We start from the raw sequence: 19,425 nt of genomic DNA, 5'->3' as shown, positions 1-19,425 counted from the left end.
TGTCATGTACAAAGATAGTATCGACAGCAATGTTGTGCCGAGCTCATCTCTCCCTCATCTCTCCATTGAGGAAGATCAAGTGTTTGCATCCAGACAAGGGCGTGAATCGGGACTACAATGCGGGTGCGCATGCATTCAAGGAGCGGGTATGTACCGGAAAATTCTGATTACCACCGATGGTTCCGCCGTGTCCCGGATGACTGCCTGCGCCGGTGTATCGTTCGCCCAGCAACTCGGCGCCGAAGTGCTGGCCCTGTTTGTCGCGCCCGAATACCAGTATCCGATCTATGTCGAGATCATTCCGCCCAGCTATCCCAGCGAAGAGGAATACCGTGCCGCGATGGGCCGCGCCGGCCGCGACCACGTGCAGTCGATCGTGACATCGTGCGACAAGAAAGGCGTGCCGTGCGAAAGCATGACGGCATTTTCCGAAAGCGCGGCGCTGAAGATCGTAGAAATCGCCGAACAGAAGGGTTGCGACCTGATCTTCATCGGCTCCCATGGGCGCAGCGGCTGGGGCCAGCTGTTGCTGGGCAGTGTCACGAACAAGGTGTTGTCCCACTCGAAGATCCCGGTGCTCGTGCACCGCCTGCTGAAAGAACCCCTGCCTGAATAGGTCTTGCAACACCCGCCACCGCCGCACTGAATGCTTTCGCCCCTGATGCCCTTGCCCTCGATGCCGTCTTGCCTGCCGCACCCCATGCTCGCGCGTGGTGTTGCGCCGCAGGGTGCCATCGGGATGACGATAAGCAATACCGGAGTGTCACCGAACCATCCATGATCAGAATAGTCATCGCAGACGACCATACCATCATGCGCGAGGGCCTCAAGCGCATCCTCGATGGCGCCCCCGACATCGACATCGTTGGCGAAGCCGTCGACGGCTTCGAGGTCCTGCGCCATGTGCGCCAGGGTGGCTTCGACCTGTTGCTGCTCGACCTGTCGATGCCAGGCCGCAGCGGTGTCGACCTGATCCGCCAGATTCGCAGCGAAGCCCCCAAGCTGAACGTGCTGATTCTCACGATGCACGAAGAAGAACAGTATGCCGTGCGGGCCATTCGCGCCGGCGCCCAGGGTTACCTGACCAAGGAAAGCGCCGGAACGCAGCTGGTGGGCGCCATTCGCAAGGTGGCCTCCGGACGGCCTTATATCAGTACCGAGGTCGCCGAGCAGCTGGCCCTGAATATCATGATGCCCAATGAAAGCCTGTTGCATAAACAGTTATCGGACCGTGAATTCGAGGTTTTTTCGCTGCTCGTTTCAGGCAAGTCGATCACCGAAATCGCCAATAGCCTGCACTTGTCGGTAAAAACCGTCAGTACCCATAAAACCCGGATCATGCAGAAAATGGGGATGAGTTCACTGTCGGAAATGGTTCAATACGCCGTAGCGCACAAACTGCTGTCTCCCTTCAAGTCCTGACCCTGCCTGGCCCCGCTCGGGGCCTCTTTCCCACTCTGACGCATGATATCGATCAGTAGGAATATTCCTACAGATCTGCGCCGGCTCCTACGAGCATATTCAGCGCATACCGATATCCTTCCCCACCCCTCGTTGGCATACTGAAACCATTCAAGGCGAGTTGCCGTACATCTACTCCGATTGAAGGCGATTTGAAGGCGATTTGAAGGCGATTCGAAGGCGATTTGAAGCCGATTTGAAGCCGATTGATAGCACGACCGATGGCGGCGGAAAAATATAACCGGCAGTTTCAAACCAGGGCCGGTTTCCTGCACACCTCGGAGAAGTCCCGGCAACAAGCCCGACAACAAGCCATAAAACAGGCCGCAAACGAGTTTTGAATAGCTGAAAACAAGCTGCAAACAAGCTGCAAACAAGCTGCAAACAAGCTGCAAACAAGCTGCAAACAGGCTGAATGCAAGCCGCAAGATAAGTTTTGAATAGTTTTAAACGAACCAAAAATTATACGTTTTTTAATCCGAACTACATGACCTGAAATCAGGAGATCAGCATGCTCCCTACGCAAATGTCCGAAGCCCGAGTCGCCGCCCCGGCCGCCCAAACACCCGCCATGGAGGCGGGTCGCCAGCGCCAGGGCCGTCTCTGGTCGAACCTGAAGGAAGTCTGCGACCTCCTGCACATCCCGGCGGCCTGTTCCGTCAACGCCGAAGAACTGCTGTTCCAGCATGTGCAGTTCAAGACCGGCCAGCGCATCCACACGATCGGCCAGCCGTTCGACACGCTGTACATCGTCAACTCCGGCTTCCTGAAAACCGTGCTGATCGATGAATTCGGCAACGAACAGGTGCTGAGTTTCCCGATGAAGGGCGACATGCTGGGCGTGGATGGCATCCACAGCCGCCATTACGCGTCGGAAGCGGTGGCCTTGTCCGATTGCGACCTGATCCTGCTGCCGTTCAAGAAGCTGACGGCATTGGGCCGCGTCCATGTGGAACTGGAACACATGATGTACGGCGTGATGAGCCGCGAACTGGTGCGCGAACAGGCGATGATCGGCATGCTGGGTGCGCTGAGCGCCGAAGCCCGCGTGGCGCGCTTCCTGGTGTCGCTGGCCGACCGCTTCGCCCAGATGGGTTACTCGAGCAAACTGTTCAACCTGCGCATGACCCGCCATGAAATCGGCAGCTACCTGGGCCTGACGCTGGAAACGGTGAGCCGCACGCTGTCCGCCTTCAACGAAATCGGCTTGATCACGGTCGACCAGCGCACGATCGGCATCAAGGATGCGGATGCATTGAAAACCCTGCGCCGCCTGCCGCCGTCCCGCTCGCGCAGCAAGGCCACCGCCAACCGGGCCAAGGCCGCCGCGGAAGCCGCAGCCACGCCGCCGGTGCAGCTCGTGGCCACGGTCTGACGTTCCACACCTGTTTGCCTTACCCAGCTTGGGCCCGCTTCGGCGGGCCTTTTTTTATGCCTCCGGCTTACCTTTTATGCCGCCGGCCTGGCACGCGCGGGCTGTCGATTTCCTGCACGCGCGGGCTGTCAATTTCCTGCACGCGCGGGCTGTCGATTTCCTGCACGCGCGCACCAAAAAAACGCTTGCATTTCTTACAGCCCTGACCAATAATGCAAATGCGAATCATTCTTATTTAAGGCAAAATGACCATGCAGACCCAAGCCAACCAATCGAAGCCGGTGCCTGCTGCCCGGCAGCCCGCGCCAGTACGCCGCCTGACCACCGCAGGCCTGATGCAGGACCAGCGTGAAGTCGAGATCGAGCATGCGGGCCGGATCTATCGCCTGCGCATCACCCAGCTGAACAAGCTGATTCTCACTGCCTGAACCTGAACCAGCGGGAAACCCGGCACCGATCGTGGCATGAAGGCGCGGCTGTCCTGTTCCTCCCCGCCAGTGTCATCGCAGGCACCCGGCATGGCTGGCTCTTCCGCGGCGTTCGCCCGGCCAGCCCGAGGAACGATCGCCTCATCCGCCACGCTGTCGCCAGGCACCCACTCATCATCCCAGCCAGCCGCCGCCAGCTGATCGTTTCCGAGGAGAGTACGATGGCTTTCGACCATACCGACCCGATCTACCTGGCGCCCACCACCGGCGGGCAGCAGCCGGAACTGATGTTGTCCGCCGTGCTGCACCTGATGTCCCACTACACGGCCGACGGCAAGGGCTGCGTGAAGCTCGCTTCCGTCATCGAACGCCACCTGAAGGCACTGGCCGGCCTGCCGGGCCTGTCGCCCGTGCTGGCCGCGACCTGCCAGCAGTTGTCCGAACAATGGGCCGTCGTTGTCGAGCGTTCGCTGCCACCGCCGAAGAAGGACGATGGCTTCCTGGCCCGGCTGATGACCAGGGGCCGCGCGGCGCCACAGGTGGTCTGACCATGTGCGACAAGCATGCCGCCACCGAGCCGCAGGAAGCGCAGACGTCGCGCCGCCGCCGCATCTGGGAACTGGGCCACACTTGCCACTGCCCGCTGGTCGGCGTTTCGCTGCCGATCGGCACCTTGCGCAAGCTGGTCGGCAAGGTTACCGGTGGCAAGATATTGGCCGACGACTATGAAATCCACGTGGGCGCCGTTAGCGAATGCGGCACGCGCAACCGGCTGTCCGAGGTGTTGCAGAAGGAACTGGAACGCCGCTACGCCGCGGTGATCACGCGTTTCCGCACCGCGCGCACCACGGAGGGCGTGGCCGAACTGTGGCAGGGCGCGGTGGCTGGCGGCGACGTTGCCGGCGCCTTCTGGGCGGGACTGACGCATCCCCGCTGCGCACCGGAACTGGAAGAACGGATGTGCCGCGACTTGCACATGATCCAGCACCAGGCCGGCGCCTGCGCCCGTGCCGACATCAACCGCTTCAATGCCGTCGTCGAGGAAAACGGGCAGCTGGCGCGCGAGCTGGCCAGGCTGCAGCAGCGCAGCGCCGCCATGCAGCTGGAACGCAACGCCGAACTGGAACGCGATGCCAGCGCGCTGATGCAGTTGCGCGCCCAGCTGGTCAGCCGCGACAGCATGATCGATGCGCTGCGCCTGGAACTGGAACAGTTGCGCGACTCCATCCCTGACCTGGCCTCGCGCGAGCGGCTGGCGCAGCGGCTGGAGCAAAGCGACGAGCGGGAGCGGCAGTTGCGCGAACAGGTGGCCGAGCTGCGCCGCGAACTCGTGCAGGCGCAATCGCAGCCGGCGCCGCGCGAGGAGGAACCGGCATCACCGGCAGCGGTCGAGCACATCATCCGCATGCCCATCCGGCTGGCGGAACGCAGCATCCTGTGCGTGGGGGGCCGCAGTGGCAACGTCGCTTCATACCGGACCCTGATCGAACGCGCCGGCGCCCAGTTCGCCCACCATGACGGCGGCCTCGAAGACAACGCCGGCAAGCTCGAAGCCAGCCTGGCCGCCGCCGACCTGGTGATCTGCCAGACCGGCTGCATCAGCCACAGCGCCTACTGGCGCGTGAAGGATTTCTGCAAGCGCACCGGCAAGCGCTGCGTGTTCATCGACAATCCCAGCATCTCCAGCCTGCAGCGCGGGCTCGAGGAACTGGCACCCTGAGTACTGAGTACCTCTCATCCGCAACCTCGCGGAACTCCCCAGCCCCGCCTCGCGCGGGGCTTTTTTTGTGAGTTGCCAGACATCGGGGTCAGACCCCGGTTTTGGGAAACATTGCCATACATCGGGGTCAGACCCCGGTTTTGGGCAACATTTGCTGGTGATGCGCGGCCCGGTACCGGGAAACGGTGGCCGGGGAATGGTAGCTGGTCAGTAGACGTCGCGACGGTAGCGCCCGCCAGCGGCCAGGGCCTCGACGGCGTCATCGCCGAGGATGCCGCGCAGCGCCTGGTCGACGCCGCCGGCCATGCCTTCCAGGCTGCCGCAGACATACACGGCGGCACCGTCGGCGATCCACGTGCGCAGCAGGTCGGCGGCGGGCGCCAGCAAGTCTTGCACATAGCCGCGCCCCGCCCCGTCACGGGAGAACGCGAGGTCCAGCCGGGCAAGCATGCCCTGCTCTTGCCAGGCCATCAACTCGTCGCCGTAGTGCAGGTCATGGGCGCGCTGGCGTTCGCCGAACAGCAGCCAGTTGCGGCCCTGGCCCGCCGCCACGCGGGCACGCAGGTGGCCGCGCAGGCCGGCGATGCCGCTGCCATTGCCGATCAGGATCAAGGGACGGGCGGCGTTGTCTTCCAGGCGGAAGCGGCGGTGAGGCCGCAGGCGCAGCGGCACCAGCGCGCCCTCTTCCGCGTGTTGGCAAAGCCAGCCGGAAGCGATGCCGGTGCTGCCGTCATCGTGCCGGTGCAGGCGCACCAGCAGGTGCACGCAGCCATCGGCCGGCACCGAGGCGATCGAATATTCACGCGGCCGGTCGGCCTGTGCCGGCGGCACCACCTGCACCAGGTCGCCGGACTGCCAGGCCGGCAGCGCACCGGCCGCGGGCTCCAGTTCGATGTGGTACACGGGCGCGCCGGCGCTGCCCGGATTCAGCACCCGCCGGCGGGCCAGCCGCCACGGCGTGAATGCCGGCGCTTCCCAATCCGGCGCATCGCTGGTGCCGGCCAGGTGGGAAAGCTGCTGGCGCCACGGCGCCAGGTCGGCCGTCGCCCCCCGGTCCACTTCCACCCGAGGGAACAGTGGCTGCGCACCCTGCGCCGCCAGCCAGCCGTCGAGGGCACGGCCGAAACCGCAGAAATGCGCATAGCTGCTGTCGCCCAGCGCCAGCACGCCATAGTGCAGGCGTGGCAACGGCAGCGACCGCGTCATCAGCTTGCCGGCAAACGCGGCACCGCCATCCGGCGCATCGCCTTCGCCGTAGGTGCTGGCGATGAACAGGGCCCGTTCGGCGCCCTGCAAGGCCTGCGCGGAGACATCGCCCAGTTCCATCACGCGCACGCCGATGCCGGCCAGCCGCAGCGTGGCCGCGGTCTGCTGCGCAAGTTCCTCGCCGTTGCCGGTCTGGCTGGCATAGGCGACGATCCAGCCTGCCGGGTCGGCGGTGCCGGCGGCGGCGCGCTTGCGGCGCATGCGCAGCCATGGCAGGAAACAGGTGACGCCGTAGGCGGCGAAACAGGCGGCGGTCAGCGCCAGCCGGGTCGTATCGTTGGTCAGGATCATGCTTGTTCGAGCATCGCCCGCATGTGCGAGCTCAGGTGTTCGACGAGGCCGCCGGCCGTGCGCACCACGAAGCGGGCCGCGATGCCGCGGCGTTCTGCCAGCGCCAGGCCATCCACGGGGCCCAGCACGGTCAGCGCGGTCGACCAGGCGTCGCACGCCATGCAACTGGCGGCAACCACGGTCACGGAAGCGAGGCCATTCTCGATCGGCATGCCGCTGCGCGGGTCGATCGTGTGCGCATGGCGCCGGCCATCGTGCAGGAAAAAACGGCGGTAGTCGCCGGAGGTGGCCACGGCGAGGCCGTGCAAGGCGGCGACGATGCCATCGTCGCCGGAAGGTGCATCGTCCACTCCTTCCAGCGCCACCCACCAGGGCTGACCATCGGGCTTCAGGCCGGCACCGCGCAATTCGCCGCCCACTTCCACCAGGTAGTCGCGGATGCCCTGCCCTTCCAGCCAGCGTGCCAGCCGATCGACTCCATACCCCTTGGCGACGGCGGACAGGTCGAGCTGCACGCCACCGGGCTGCAGCGCGCTGTGGCTGACGGGATCGAGCCGCACGCGCGCGGCCGGCAGCGCGCCATGCGCCTGTTCGGGCGTGGGCGCCGTGAAGCCCGGCTCGTCGTAACGGTTGACGGGGCCGAAGCCCCACAGGTTGACCAGTGCCCCGGCGCAGGGATCGCAGGCGCCGCCGCTGTCGCGGCAGACGTCCAGCGCAAACGCCAGCACCTGGAAGAACGCCGGCGGCAACACCTGCCAGGTGCCGGCCGGGGCGCGGTTGAAACGGCCCAGGTCGGAAGCGGGGTCCCAGTGGCTCATCTGCGCCACCACATCGTCCAGCTGCGCCTGCAACCCCACATGCAGGTCATCGGACAAATGCACAGCTGAATGTGCAGATGAGTGCGCAGATGAATGTGCAGCTGAATGTGCAGATGAGTGCGTAGAGAGATGCGCAGGCGGATGCGGCGCGGCGGCCGGCTGGGCCACCCGCGCCGACCAGCTCGTGCCCATGCTGAGGCCGCGGTACTCGCGCACCTGCGCCCCGGCGGGCGGCGGTTCGGGCGAGATCGCGTGCGGCAGCAGCGTTCGACGCAATCCCGGGCCCATTACTCGGGCAGCACTTCCACCGTACCCGAGTACGTCACGCGGCGTGCCGGCGGCTGCGCCTGTCCACCCTGAGCGCCCTGTGCCTGCGGCGCCGGCCAGCTGGCCGTGGCCACGTACATGCCGGCCGCCGGGATCGTGAACGTGATCTCGCCCTTGGCGTCGGTACTGAAGCGCACTTCGTTCAGCGTGCCGCGGTAGCGCACGCCGCCCGGGATCAGGCTGAACGGCAGGTTGGCGGCGGGCTTGCCATCCAGCAGGAAGCGCCAGGTGGCCTTCTCGCCGGCGCGCAGCTCGGTCGGGTTCGTCACCGGCACCAGTTCCAGGCCGCTGCCGGTCGGTTTCAGCACCGCGTCGCTGGGCTCGTTGGCCGTCACGAACGTCTCGATGCGCGAGCTGGTGCGCGTCACCTTCAGGTCTTCGGCATTGGCCGGCACTTCCTTGGCCATGCTGGCTTCGAGGCCGCGCCAGCGCTTCATTTCACCGTTGACCTTGTAGCTGGCGAACACGTTCTGGTTGACCAGCGCGATCTTGTAGGTACCGTTCTTGGCCATCTTCACGTCGAACGAATTGCGCAGCTTGCCGTTCGCCACATTCTGCGGCTCCAGCGTGGCGCCATCCGGGCCGATGATCGTCAGGCCATCCAGCTTCAGGGGCACGTGGTCGATGTCGAACAGGCCTTCCGAGATGGCGGCGTCGACCGTCACCCATGCTTCCCTGTCATTCTCGACGAACGTCGACGATGGCAGCACCCACGGCTTGTGCGCCTGGGCGCCGAATGCTGCGCCGGCCAGTGCCAGCGCGATCACGGTTTTTTGAATACGCATCATGTTTTCCTTATGGCTTGACCTGAACGACGACATTGCCCAGCTCTTCCTTGCCCTTCGCGGAGAATTCCTTGGCACCCTTCGGCGGCCATGCCACCGGCACTTTCACCAGCTCGCGGCCGCCCGCCTCGCGGGAAGCTTCCACCACCACCGTGTACTGGCCGGCCGGCAGCTTGCCCAGCGCATCCTTCGCGGCCGGGAACGTCAGCGTATGCTCGCCCGGCGCACGCGTCGCACCCGACACGCCATCCACCGGCATCGCCAGGTCGCGGCCGGACTTGCGCCACCACTGGCGCATGTCCTTCAGCCACTTCTCGCCGGCCTTGTCCTTCTTCTTCACGTCATACAGCACGGCCAGGTTCGTCACTACCTTCTGGTCGGCGTTTTCCAGCCACGCGGCGATGTAGGGCTTGTGGTACTCGGCCACGTTCAGCTGCGGAATGTCGAGCTTCAGGGCCAGGTCGGCGGCCATCGCCTGCGCACTGGCCAGCGGGATGCCGAGCGCGATGGAATAGCGTAATTTCATGGTATGCCTTTTTTATTAATGGATGAACAACAGGGCGATCACGATCGGCACCAGCATCCCCAGCCCGATCACCGGCCAGGTGGATGGCCGGTTGGCCGCGTGGAATTTCAGGATCAGGAAACCGGTAATGCAGAACACCAGGCAGATCACGGCGAAGATGTCGATGAACCAGTTCCATGCCGTGCCGGTATTGCGGCCCTTGTGCACGTCGTTCAGCCACGAGATCCAGCCGCGGTCGGTGTGTTCGAATTCGGCCGCGCCATCCTCGAAGCCGATGCGCACCCAGGCATCGCCGCCCGCCTTCGGCATCGGCAGGTAGACTTCATCGACAGACCACTCGGCTTCGCGGCCGCCGGCCTTGACCGACCAGGTATCGCGCAGCCAGCGTTCGGCCGCCTCGGGCAGCGGCGCTTTTTCACCGTCGCGTTCTTCGCCCAGCGCCTTCAACTGCGTGACCAGCGCGGCCGGCGCCTCGGCCTGCTTGCGCACGACGGTCGGCTTGGCCTCGATCTGCGCAGCATGGTTGAGCGTGATGCCCGTAATCGTAAACAGGAACATCCCGAGCAGGCACAGCGCGGAAGAAATCCAGTGCCACTGGTGCAATTGCTTCAGCCAGACAGCCCGGCCGGCATTTTTCGCCGTGGCTTGCAGGTCACTTTGCCGCGCTTCTTCCTTGGTGCTCACTTTTCCCCGCTGCCGTTTTGATGGTGTCATGCCTGTAGTAATCAGTAGATGATAATGATTATCATTTGAAGCGTCAACCGGCGCCCCCCTCCCCTGTTACAAACGAAACAAATCTCCGACGGCTTTCATGTACGGCAGCGAACAGAGAGGCCCGCCACGGACGGCTATGCTGTTGACTTGTTCAGGACAATCTTGAAAGGAGGCATCATGGACACGTTCACCACCGACGAACTGCACGATTTGCGCGACCGTATCAAGGATGTGAAGTTCGGCATGTTTACCACGCAGGATGCGCACGGCGCATTGACCAGCCGCCCGCTGACGGTCCAGCAACTGGATGACGCCGGCAACCTGTGGTTCTTCGTGTCGGACAAGGAAGCATTCACGCACGAGCTGCTGGACAACCCGTCGATCAACGTGTCCTTTGCCGATGTCGATGATCACCTGTACGTGTCGGTGTCGGGCCGGGCCGAGCTGCTGCGCGATCGCGTGAAAGCCGAGGAGCTGTGGAACCCCGCGGTCAAGGCCTGGTTCCCGCAGGGCCTGGACGATCCGCACCTGGCACTGCTGCGCGTGGACATCCATGGCGCAGAATACTGGGATACCGCTAACAGCAAGATGGTCACGCTGTTCGCCATGGCGAAGGCCGCGATCACCGGCAAGCCGCCCACCAATGTCGGCGAGCATCGTCACCTGGGGCATTGATCACGCGGCGCCTTCCGGGCGCCCAAACAAAAACCCCGGCACGCGGCCGGGGGTGTCGTCATACACCGGAACTGGCTTCCGGCCCAGGGGCACCGCCTTCGGTGCCCGGGGGTTCCCCGCCCTGGCGGGACGAGTAGTCTCCGCTTTGGCGCGAACCCTGGTCCGCCGTCTGGCGGTTGCCGGGAATTGGCTTGTCCAGGCGGCGTACTTCCGTCTCGGGCACATCGACATTGCCGATGCCCGGATGTTCCGTATCTACCAGAACGAAGGTGTCTTCACTGTTGTTCTTGCGGGAGTTGTCAGGTGGAGTCATGCAATATCTCCTGAGCCCTGTGGTTACCCTGCTGTTGCGGTGGAATCAGCCCTGGCGGTTTTCGCTGCGGCTGTCTGACTGGCCGGCCTGGTTGCCCTGGTCGCTGTCACTGTTGCTGGCGGCGCGCGAGGCGCTCTGGCGGTTGCCATTTTTATGGCTCATGGCACCGGCGCGGCGTGCCTCTTCCGAGGTGAACTCGTGCGCGGTACCCTTGGCATGCGCGGCGCGGCCACCTTCGGACGCGATTTCACGCTGGCGCTGCGGGTCCATCGATGCGAAGCCCCGGTTGCGGGTAGTGCTCTGCTTGTTTCCTTGTCCTTCGCCTTGTCGAGTGCCGCGATTGTTACCCTGATTTGAAGCCATGGTGGTCTCTCCTGAAGTGACGCATTGGGGGAACGCTGACGTGGGTACAGTAAGGAGGGATCCCGGTGCCCGAGCGGGATACCGACCAGCGACGATCTTTTGTAATAACGTTCGGGCAACAGGAGACTTCATGGTAGTGGAAGCACTGAACAGCAAATATAGGACGGCTACATGTCTGACTGTAGGAGAACGCCTACTGTAAGCTTAGCCTCGACTTATCTTCGACTTATCCCGGGCCGATAGCGAAAATCCGGTCCTCCGCGACGAGAAAAAAACGCTCGCCGGCGGAGGGTTCGACCGGGTGGCCGCCGGTGAACGCGCCGAAGGACGGCAAGATGGCACGCCGCGCGCCGGCCACGAAGCAAGGCAGGCGCAAGGCATCGCGGCGCCCCGCCAGCCGGTATACGGGATGCACATGGCCGGCCAGGACATAGGCTTCGTCCGCCGGCAAGTCCGGGTGGTGGCAGAACGCGAACGGCCCGATGCGGTGCGGTTCGTCGACCAGGTCGATCCGCAGCAGGCGCGACGGATCGCCGGCATGCTTGTCGTGGTTGCCCCGCACCAGCGTCAGCGCCAGCGCGGGGTGGCGTTCGCGCCAGGCCAGCATGGCCTGCAGCGTGGCGCTGGCATGCGCGGCCTTCGCATGCAGAAAATCGCCCAGGAACAGGATATGGCCGATATCGTGGGTTGCCAGCAGCGCGTCGAGGCCGGCCAGGTTCTCGCTTGTCGTCCCGCGCGGCACCGGCACGCCGAGCGCCCGGAACGAGGCCGCCTTGCCGAAATGGATGTCGGCCACCACCAGCATGCGCGCGCGCGGCCAGTACAAGGCTTTTTCCGGCAGCAGCAGCACGGCTTCGCCGGCCAGTTCGATGGCCATCGCCCCGCCTGTGCCACCTGCCTTGTTGTCCACCTTGGCGTCCGCGTTGTCATCCACCTTGCCGCTCATGGCCCGGCCGCCTTCTCCAGCTCGCGCAGCACGCGCGCCACCCGGTCCGACAGCTTTTCGGTACTGAGTTTTTCGCGGAACCGCTCCACCATCAGCGCGAAGCCGAACGGCGTGGCGCGCTTGGTTTCATGGTAGCTGACCGAGCGGGCCTGCAACGCTTCCAGCGTGGCGCGCAGGCGCTTCAGTTCCAGTTCCTGTTCCAGCACCTCGCGCTGCGCCTGCGTCAGCAGCAGGTTGCCGGCATCGTGCTTGCGGAACACCTCGAAGAACAGCGAGGACGAGGCCTGCAACTGGCGGTTGCTTTTCGGCTGCCCCGGATAGCCCTGGAAGATCAGGCCGGCAATCCGGGCGATCTCGCGGAAGCGCCGCTGCGACAGCTCGGTGGCATTCAGGCTGGCCAGCACGTCTTCCAGCAGGCCGTCGGTGGTAAACAGCGCCACGTCGCTGCCGGCCTCCGCATCGAACACGGACGCCCACGGCACCTCCTCCGCCGCCAGCAACTCAAACCCGTAATCGTTGACGGCGATGGAAAACGTGGCCGGCCGCAGCCGCCCCATGCGCCATGACAGCAGCGACGCCAGCCCGATATGCACGGAACGGCCAGCGAACGGATACATGAACAGGTGGTGGCCTTCACGGCTGTGCACGCTTTCGATGACGGTGCGCTGCGGTGTCGGCAGTGCGGACCAGCGCGCCTGGATTTCCAGCAGCGGCCGCACGGCTTCCATCTCTGGCCCGCGGAAGATGCCCTCCGTGGCCAGCCGCATCTGTTCCAGCGCCGCGTGCGCCAGCTCGGACGACATCGGCATCTTGCCGCCCTGCCAGCGGGGTACCGCCCCCCTGGCACCGGTGGCCCGCTTCACATAGGCCGTCATTTCATGCACGCGCAGGAATTCGAGCACGCGCCCGCCGAACAGGAAGTGGTCGCCCTTGTTGAGCCGGGCAATGAAGCCTTCTTCCACCGTGCCGATCCGCCCGCCGCTCTGGAATTTCACCTGGATCATGGCTTCCGACACGATGGTGCCGATGCCCATCCGGTGCCGCCGCCCGATCGCCGCGTCCGGCACGCGGTAGACGCCCGCCTCGTCCGGCAGCACGCGCCGGTATTCCGGGTACACGGTCAGGCTCTGGCCGCCACGGGCGACGAAATCCAGCGCCCACTGCCACTCCTCGGGCGTCAGGTCGCGATACGACCAGGCCGTGCGCACCTCCTCGTACAGCGCCGCTGACGTGAAGCCGCCGCCCAGCGCCACTGTCACCAGGTGCTGTACCAGTACGTCGAGCGGCTTGTCCGGCACCGGGCGCGACTCGATATCGCGGTCCTTCACCGCCTGGATCGCGGCGGCCGCTTCCAGCAATTCCAGGCTCTGCGTCGGCACCAGGGTCACGCGCGACACGCGCCCCGGGGCATGGCCGGACCGCCCGGCACGCTGCAACAGCCGGGCGATGCCCTTGGCGCTGCCGATCTGCAGCACCCGCTCGACAGGCAGGAAATCGACGCCCAGGTCGAGGCTGGAGGTACACACCACCGCTTTCAGCGACCCCTTCTTGAGCCCCAGTTCCACCCAGTCGCGCACTTCCTTGTCCAGCGAGCCGTGGTGCAGCGCAATCAGGCCGGCCCAGTCCGGCCGCGCTTCCAGCATGTTCTGGTACCACAGTTCGGCCTGCGAGCGGGTGTTGCAGAACACCAGCGTGGTGGCGTGCCGCTCGATCTCGCCGATCACCGGGCCGAGCATCTGGATGCCCAGGTGGCCGGCCCACGGAAAGCGCGACGGATTGGCCGGGATCAGCGTATCGATGACGATTTCCTTGCGCAGGCTGCCTTCGACGATCGTGCCGGCGGGTACGCCACTACGGCCCGGACCCAGCAGGACTTCCTGCGCCCGCTGCAGGTTGCCCAGCGTGGCGGACAGGCCCCACACCACCAGGCCGGGATTCCAGTGGCGCAGCCGCGCCAGCGCCAGTTGCGCCTGCACGCCGCGCTTGCTGCCCATCAGTTCGTGCCACTCGTCGACGATCACCATGTCCAGCATGGAGAATTGCTCTTGCGCGTCGGCCTTCGACAACATCAGCGACAGGCTTTCCGGCGTCGTCACCAGCGCTTCGGGCAGGCGTTTCGCCTGCCGCGCCCGGGCCGCCGACGACGTGTCGCCGGTGCGGGCATCGATGGTCCAGCCCGGCACCAGGTCGGCCGCCGAGTCGGACAAGGCCCGCAGCGTGTCCGCCGCCAGCGCGCGCATCGGCGTCAGCCACAGCACGCGCAAGCCGGCCGCCTTTCTCTTGTCCTTGCGCGCCGTTGCCGCCATGGTCCGCAGCAGCGCGGCGAACCACACGGCGTAGGTCTTGCCCGAGCCGGTGGTGGCATGCAGCATGCCCGATTCTCCGGCCAGCGCCGCTTCCCACACGGCGCGCTGGAACGGGAAGACCGTCCAGCCGCGCACGGCAAACCAGTCGTCGACCGCCGTCATGCGCCGGATGCCCCCGCCAGCAAGCCTTTCAGCATGTCGAGCGTATCGGCTTCCTCCACAGCCTTGTCGTCGCGCCGGCGCAGGATGCGCGGGAAACGCACGGCGATGCCGGACTTGTGCCGGGGCGAGGCCTGGATGCCTTCGAAGCCGATCTCGAACACCATGGTCGGCCGCACGCTGCGCACCGGACCGAAGCGCTCGACCGTGGTGCGGCGCACCGCGTTGTCCACCTGCGCGATCTCGGCATCGGTCAGGCCCGAGTAGGCCTTGGCGAACGGCACCAGGTGGCGGCCGCCGTTGCCGTCGCTGTCCCACACGGCAAACGTGTAGTCCGTGTACAGCGAGGCGCGGCGGCCGTGGCCGGCCTGGGCGTAGATCAGCACCGCATCCACGCTGTAGGGATCGATCTTCCACTTCCACCACGTGCCCACGTCCTTGGTGCGGCCCACGCCGTATTGCGCATCCTTCGCTTTCAGCATCATGCCCTCCACGCCGCGCATGCGCGATTCCTCGCGGATGGTGGCCAGCGCCTCCCAGCTGTCGGCCTTGACCAGCGGCGAGATGCGCAGCTGCGGCGAAGCCACCTCCGCCACGAGCTGTTCGAGCAGGGTGCGGCGCTCGCATTGCGGCAGCTTGCGCAGGTCCACGCCGTCGCGTTCCAGCAGGTCGTAGGCCACCAGCACGGCCGGGTACTCGGCCAGGAACTTGGGCGACAGCGCCTTGCGGCCGATGCGCTTTTGCAGGTCGGCGAACGGCGCCGGCGCATCCGCTTCGCCTTCGCCGCCGCGCCAGACGAGGATTTCGCCGTCGACCACGGTGCCATCCGGCAGCGGAAGCGCGGCCAGTTCGGGGAAGCGCTCGGTGATCAGGTCTTCGCCGCGCGACCATACCCAGCTGCCATCCCGGCGCACCACCTGGGCGCGCATGCCGTCGTATTTCCACTCGACTTGCCAGCGCTCCAGCTCGCCGAGCGTGGCGGGGTCGGCGTTGAGCTGGTGCGCCAGGAAGAATGGGTAAGGCTGGCCGCCGCGCTGCGCATGTTCGTCCGGCGATTCCTGCGCGATCAGTTGCAGGAACCCTTTCGCCGTGGGGCTGACGCTGCCATCGGTCCAGCCCATCAGCCGCTGCGCGATCAGCTTGGCGTCCACGGCGGCAATGCCGGACAGCGCCCGCGTCACCAGCAGCCTGGACACGCCGACGCGGAAGCCGCCGCCGATCAGCTTCACCAGCAGGAAGCGCTCGCCTGTCTCCAGTTCATCCCAGTACTGGAACAGCGCGGCGCGGATGGTTTCCGGCGCGGCGCCCCGCAGCGGCGCGATGCGCTGTTCGATCCACTCGGCCAGCCCCACGTCACTGCGGTGCTTCGGTTCAGGAAGGATGTGGGCAATGGTTTCGGCCAGGTCGCCCACCGCGTGGTAGCACTCGTCGAACAGCCATTCGTCGAGCATCGCGTATTCGGTGGCATATTGGCGCAGCAGTTTCACGGGAATCGCCTGGCGCGGCTTGCCGCCGGCCAGGAAATACACGGCCCACGCGGCGTTTTCCGGTGCCGCGCTGCTGAAATACGCCTTCAGGGCATCGAGCTTGCGGTTGGTGGCGGTGGTCTCGTCGAGTTCCGCGTACAGGCGCGCGAATTCACGCATCGCCTTCCTCCTCGCCGCCTGCCGCGCGCTCGCCGGTACCTGCTGCGCGGGCGGCCTCGGCTTTCTCGGGGGAGACCCAGCGTTTCGCATCCGGGTGCGGTTCCGGCGCACTGGGGGTGTCCCCTTCCGTCGCGGCGGCTTCCTCGGCCTCGTCGTCGCCGTATTCCGTATCGAAGCCCTTGGCATCGTAGCCGTTCTGGCACAGCCAGCGCACCATGATCGGGATCGACCCGTGCGTGACGACGACGCGTTCGGCGCCGGTGCCCTTGATGGCCGCCATCAGCCCCGGCCAGTCGGCATGGTCGGACAGCACGAAGCCCCGGTCGACGCCGCGCCGCCGCCGCGCGCCGCGCAGCAGCATCCAGCCGCTGGCGAACGCGTCGGAGAAATCGCCGAAGCGGCGCACCCACGGCGAACCGCCCGCCGAGGGCGGGGCGATGATGATGGCGCTTTTCAGGTCGGCCTTGTCCACCTCGCTGACCATCCGGGTCGGCGGCAGCGCCACGCCGGCTTCGCGGTACACGCGGTTGAGAGGCTCGACGGCGCCATGGCAGACGATCGGCCCGATGCTCGGATCGAGGCCGGACAGGATGCGCTGCGCCTTGCCGAACGCATAGCTCAGCATCAGGCTGGCGCGGCCCTGTTCGGCGTTGCGGCGCCACCAGGCATTCATGTCGTCGAAGGTTTGCTGCTGCGGTTCCCAGCGGTAGATCGGCAAGCCGAAGGTGGATTCGGTGATGAAGGTATGGCAGCGCACCGGTTCGAACGGCGCGCAGGTGGCGTCGGCCTCCACCTTGTAGTCGCCGGAAGCCACCCACACTTCGCCGCCGCACTCCATGCGCACCTGCGCGGAACCCAGCACGTGCCCGGCCGGATGCAGCGAGATGCGCACGCCGTTGTGTTCGACGGTGTCGCCGTACTCGAGCCCCTGCACGGTGATGTCGCCAAGGCGCGACTTCAGGATGCCGACACCGGGCGCCGCCGCCAGGTAGTGGCCATGCCCCACGCGCGCATGGTCGCCATGGCCATGCGTGATGACGGCGCGATCGACGGGCCGCCACGGATCGATGTAGAAATCTCCCGGCACGCAGTACAAGCCTTCCCTGCGCACCACGACCATGTCCCCGGCCATATGCATTCCTCCTTCAGGCCATTCTAGCCAGCCGGAGGCGGGTGCTCTGTCCGCCAGCGCACAAAGTCCGGCGGGCAAGGGTTTGACTGGATACGTGGCCAGGTCAACAGCGGGTCAGCCCCGCCATTTAGCTATGAGTTACACGACGCATTGAAAGCTGATGCATTCACCCCAACAGCGAAAGGCTGGGGTCAGGAAGGAGTGCTGGCCTGCATGCCAGCACCGTTCCGCAGGCGCGAAGCATGCTTCGCGAAACCCCTGCGTCACCCCGCCGGGGCGGAGTCGGGGTTTCAAGGAGCATCGCTCCTTGCCGACGTAGCGATACTGGCCTGCAAGCCAGTATTCCTCCCTGACCCCGGAATTTGCAGTTGGGGTGGACCTCAGACGGGTTGCACGAACTCCGCCATGAAGGTCTTGGTCGTGTTTTCCGGGAACTCGATGGTGATCTGGTCGCCTGCCACGGACAGTACGGTGCCGATGTCGAATTTCGGTACCTTGACCTGGCTGCCGACGGCGAACACGGGCAGCTGCGGCACCATCGGCCCGGGAACGTCCTCGAACAGCGGATCCTCATCCTCGACCGGCTGCACGGCCGGTGGCGACACGCAATTGTCGCAGCAGCCGCAGCCCCAGGAGCCGGGCGTACGCGCACCCGCCGCCGCCGCGGCCAGGGGCCTGGAAGAAGACTTGGCCGATGCGCCCTCCGCCCCGCCCTCCGCCACGCTGGCCGAATCGTCGCCGAAGTAATCGAGCAGCAGCTTCCAGCGGCAATAGCCGCTCTGCGCGTAGGCGACCATCTGTTCGAGCGCCTGCTGGTCGCGCTCCTGCTTTTCCTCGTAGATGGCGGCCAGCTGCGCGAAATCGGCGGCCTTCGCGTCGCGGGTCGTCAGCAGCCAGTCGAGCTTGCGGTTTTGCCGCAGCAGCTTGCCATCCTTGAGCAATTTCAGGCAGACCTTCAACTGGCTGTCGGGAATATGCGCCACCGCCTCGCAGATCACAGCCGCCTGGCATGGCACGCGCGCCGCGGCGGCTTCGTATACGTCGCGCAATTCCTGCGCCGTCGGGTAATGCTTGACGAGGAAGAATTGCTGCAGGCGCTTGTCGTCCTGGAAGTACAGCAGCGTGCAGTCGGCCGGTTCGCCATCGCGGCCGGCGCGGCCCGATTCCTGGTAATACGCTTCCAGGTTGGCCGGTACCTGCAGGTGGATCACGAAGCGCGTATCGCTCTTGTCGATGCCCATGCCGAAGGCGTTGGTGGCCACCATCACGCGCCGCTCGCCGGCCATGAACAGGTCCTGGTTTTCCTTGCGCTCCCTGGCGGGCAGCCGGCCGTGGTACAGCGCCACGCTTTCGCCGGCTTCTTCCAGCGCCGCGTGCATTTTCTCGGCGGCCTTCACGGTGGCCGCGTAGACGATGCCCACGCCGGCCGTCTCGCGCACCAGGCGCAGCGCCTGCGCGGTTTTCTCGGCCGGATTGGTGACCTGGATCACCCGGTAGCGCAGGTTCGGCCGGTACACGCCCGTGTTGATCACGTTCATGCGGTGCGCGCCGAGCTGCTGGGAGATGTCCTTGATGACATCCTCGGTCGCGGTGGCCGTCAGCGCCAGCACGGGCGGCTGGCCCAGCGCGCGCAGCGCGGCGCCGATCTCCAGGTAGGCCGGGCGGAAATCGTGGCCCCATTGGGAGATGCAGTGGGCTTCGTCCACCACGAGCAGCGAGATATGGGTTTCCTGCAGCACGGCCAGGAACTCGGGCGTGGCCAGCCGCTCGGGGGTGCAGAAGACAATGCGGCTGAGGTTGTTGCGTATGCTGTCCAGCGCCTCGACTTCTTCCTGGCGCGACAGGCTGCTGTTCAGCTGGGCCGCGCCGATGCCGATCTCCTCGAGCTTTTCCAGCTGGTCCTTCATCAGCGAGATCAGCGGCGACACCACCACCGTGGTGCCCTTGAAGATCGAGGCGGGAATCTGGTAGCACAGGGACTTGCCGCCGCCGGTCGGCATGATGGCAAGCGTGTCGCGCCCTTCCAGCACGCTGTCGATGACGCGCTGCTGGCCGGCGCGCAGGTGATCGACGCCGAACACGTTGTGGAGCAGGTTGCGGATGCGCCGGGTCAGCGCCGCCCCTGCCCGTTGTGCGCCGCGCAGTTCGCCGGCGCTCAGGTTTCTGGTAACCAT

Annotated in this window: 19 protein-coding genes; 7 read left to right on the top strand and 12 right to left on the bottom strand. The window is 65.7% G+C overall.

Features of this window, described 5'->3' with window-relative positions; genetic code table 11:
- The first annotated feature begins 148 nt into the window (after nt 1-148).
- The 6 genes from EYF70_RS05275 to EYF70_RS05250 all read left to right on the top strand — a co-directional run bounded on the left by EYF70_RS05275 (nt 149) and on the right by EYF70_RS05250 (nt 4,984).
- Nucleotides 149-616, top strand: coding sequence for a universal stress protein (locus EYF70_RS05275; RefSeq protein WP_131144471.1), 468 nt, complete (start codon nt 149-151; stop codon nt 614-616).
- A gap of 161 nt (nt 617-777) precedes the next feature.
- Nucleotides 778-1,422, top strand: coding sequence for a response regulator (locus EYF70_RS05270; RefSeq protein WP_131144470.1), 645 nt, complete (start codon nt 778-780; stop codon nt 1,420-1,422).
- Between the two features lie 610 nt (nt 1,423-2,032).
- Entirely contained in the window at nt 2,033-2,836 is an 804-nt protein-coding gene (locus tag EYF70_RS05265) for a Crp/Fnr family transcriptional regulator (RefSeq protein WP_131148904.1), read from the top strand.
- Nucleotides 2,837-3,081: 245 nt separating this feature from the next.
- The gene (hemP, locus tag EYF70_RS05260) at nt 3,082-3,264 is read left to right on the top strand and encodes a hemin uptake protein HemP (protein ID WP_131144469.1); all 183 of its coding nucleotides are present in this window, start codon (nt 3,082-3,084) and stop codon (nt 3,262-3,264) included.
- A 221-nt stretch (nt 3,265-3,485) separates the two neighbouring features.
- Entirely contained in the window at nt 3,486-3,812 is a 327-nt protein-coding gene (locus EYF70_RS05255) for a hypothetical protein (RefSeq protein WP_131144468.1), read from the top strand.
- A 2-nt stretch (nt 3,813-3,814) separates the two neighbouring features.
- Nucleotides 3,815-4,984: a DUF2325 domain-containing protein gene (locus EYF70_RS05250; RefSeq protein ID WP_131144467.1), complete on the top strand. Its 1,170-nt coding sequence runs from the start codon at nt 3,815-3,817 to the stop codon at nt 4,982-4,984.
- A 207-nt stretch (nt 4,985-5,191) separates the two neighbouring features.
- On the opposite strand, the gene EYF70_RS05245 is transcribed toward EYF70_RS05250, so the two are convergent.
- From EYF70_RS05245 to EYF70_RS05225, 5 genes are all read right to left on the bottom strand, one after another.
- Nucleotides 5,192-6,541, bottom strand: coding sequence for a sulfite reductase subunit alpha (locus EYF70_RS05245; protein WP_131144466.1), 1,350 nt, complete (start codon nt 6,539-6,541; stop codon nt 5,192-5,194).
- Nucleotides 6,538-7,422: an FAD:protein FMN transferase gene (locus EYF70_RS05240; protein ID WP_307722121.1), complete on the bottom strand. Its 885-nt coding sequence runs from the start codon at nt 7,420-7,422 to the stop codon at nt 6,538-6,540. Before EYF70_RS05240 ends, EYF70_RS05245 begins: the two co-directional genes overlap by 4 nt.
- Before the next feature lie 224 nt (nt 7,423-7,646).
- A complete protein-coding gene (locus EYF70_RS05235; protein ID WP_131148903.1) occupies nt 7,647-8,471 on the bottom strand; it encodes a DUF4198 domain-containing protein in 825 nt (274 codons plus the stop codon).
- A gap of 10 nt (nt 8,472-8,481) precedes the next feature.
- Nucleotides 8,482-8,997 carry a DUF2271 domain-containing protein gene (locus EYF70_RS05230; RefSeq protein WP_131144464.1) on the bottom strand — a complete coding sequence of 172 codons (516 nt, stop codon included), beginning with the start codon at nt 8,995-8,997 and terminating at the stop codon, nt 8,482-8,484.
- Between the two features lie 15 nt (nt 8,998-9,012).
- Nucleotides 9,013-9,648: a PepSY-associated TM helix domain-containing protein gene (locus EYF70_RS05225; protein WP_371861728.1), complete on the bottom strand. Its 636-nt coding sequence runs from the start codon at nt 9,646-9,648 to the stop codon at nt 9,013-9,015.
- 240 nt (nt 9,649-9,888) lie between these two features.
- On the opposite strand from EYF70_RS05225, the gene EYF70_RS05220 reads away from it, so the two are divergent.
- A complete protein-coding gene (locus tag EYF70_RS05220) occupies nt 9,889-10,386 on the top strand; it encodes a pyridoxamine 5'-phosphate oxidase family protein (RefSeq protein ID WP_131144462.1) in 498 nt (165 codons plus the stop codon).
- Between the two features lie 58 nt (nt 10,387-10,444).
- On the opposite strand, the gene EYF70_RS05215 is transcribed toward EYF70_RS05220, so the two are convergent.
- The 7 genes from EYF70_RS05215 to EYF70_RS05185 form a co-directional block, all read right to left on the bottom strand.
- Nucleotides 10,445-10,699: a hypothetical protein gene (locus EYF70_RS05215; RefSeq protein WP_131144461.1), complete on the bottom strand. Its 255-nt coding sequence runs from the start codon at nt 10,697-10,699 to the stop codon at nt 10,445-10,447.
- Nucleotides 10,700-10,744: 45 nt separating this feature from the next.
- Nucleotides 10,745-11,062 carry a KGG domain-containing protein gene (locus EYF70_RS05210; RefSeq protein WP_131144460.1) on the bottom strand — a complete coding sequence of 106 codons (318 nt, stop codon included), beginning with the start codon at nt 11,060-11,062 and terminating at the stop codon, nt 10,745-10,747.
- Nucleotides 11,063-11,288: 226 nt separating this feature from the next.
- On the bottom strand, nt 11,289-11,939 hold the full coding sequence (pdeM, locus tag EYF70_RS05205; RefSeq protein ID WP_131148902.1) for a ligase-associated DNA damage response endonuclease PdeM: 651 nt from the start codon (nt 11,937-11,939) through the stop codon (nt 11,289-11,291).
- 65 nt (nt 11,940-12,004) lie between these two features.
- The gene (locus EYF70_RS05200; protein ID WP_131144459.1) at nt 12,005-14,476 is read right to left on the bottom strand and encodes a ligase-associated DNA damage response DEXH box helicase; all 2,472 of its coding nucleotides are present in this window, start codon (nt 14,474-14,476) and stop codon (nt 12,005-12,007) included.
- Nucleotides 14,473-16,119: an ATP-dependent DNA ligase gene (locus EYF70_RS05195; protein WP_131144458.1), complete on the bottom strand. Its 1,647-nt coding sequence runs from the start codon at nt 16,117-16,119 to the stop codon at nt 14,473-14,475. The genes EYF70_RS05200 and EYF70_RS05195 overlap by 4 nt, the downstream gene beginning before the upstream one ends.
- Complete coding sequence (locus EYF70_RS05190; protein WP_131144457.1) at nt 16,112-17,257, bottom strand: ligase-associated DNA damage response exonuclease; 1,146 nt, start codon at nt 17,255-17,257, stop codon at nt 16,112-16,114. Before EYF70_RS05190 ends, EYF70_RS05195 begins: the two co-directional genes overlap by 8 nt.
- 374 nt (nt 17,258-17,631) lie before the next feature.
- Nucleotides 17,632-19,425: a RecQ family ATP-dependent DNA helicase gene (locus tag EYF70_RS05185; RefSeq protein ID WP_131144456.1), complete on the bottom strand. Its 1,794-nt coding sequence runs from the start codon at nt 19,423-19,425 to the stop codon at nt 17,632-17,634.

This window comes from Pseudoduganella albidiflava (assembly GCF_004322755.1).
Lineage (GTDB): Bacteria > Pseudomonadota > Gammaproteobacteria > Burkholderiales > Burkholderiaceae_D > Rugamonas > Rugamonas albidiflava.
Note: the sequence above shows the minus strand (reverse complement) of the source record. Positions and strands in the feature narration are given on the sequence as shown.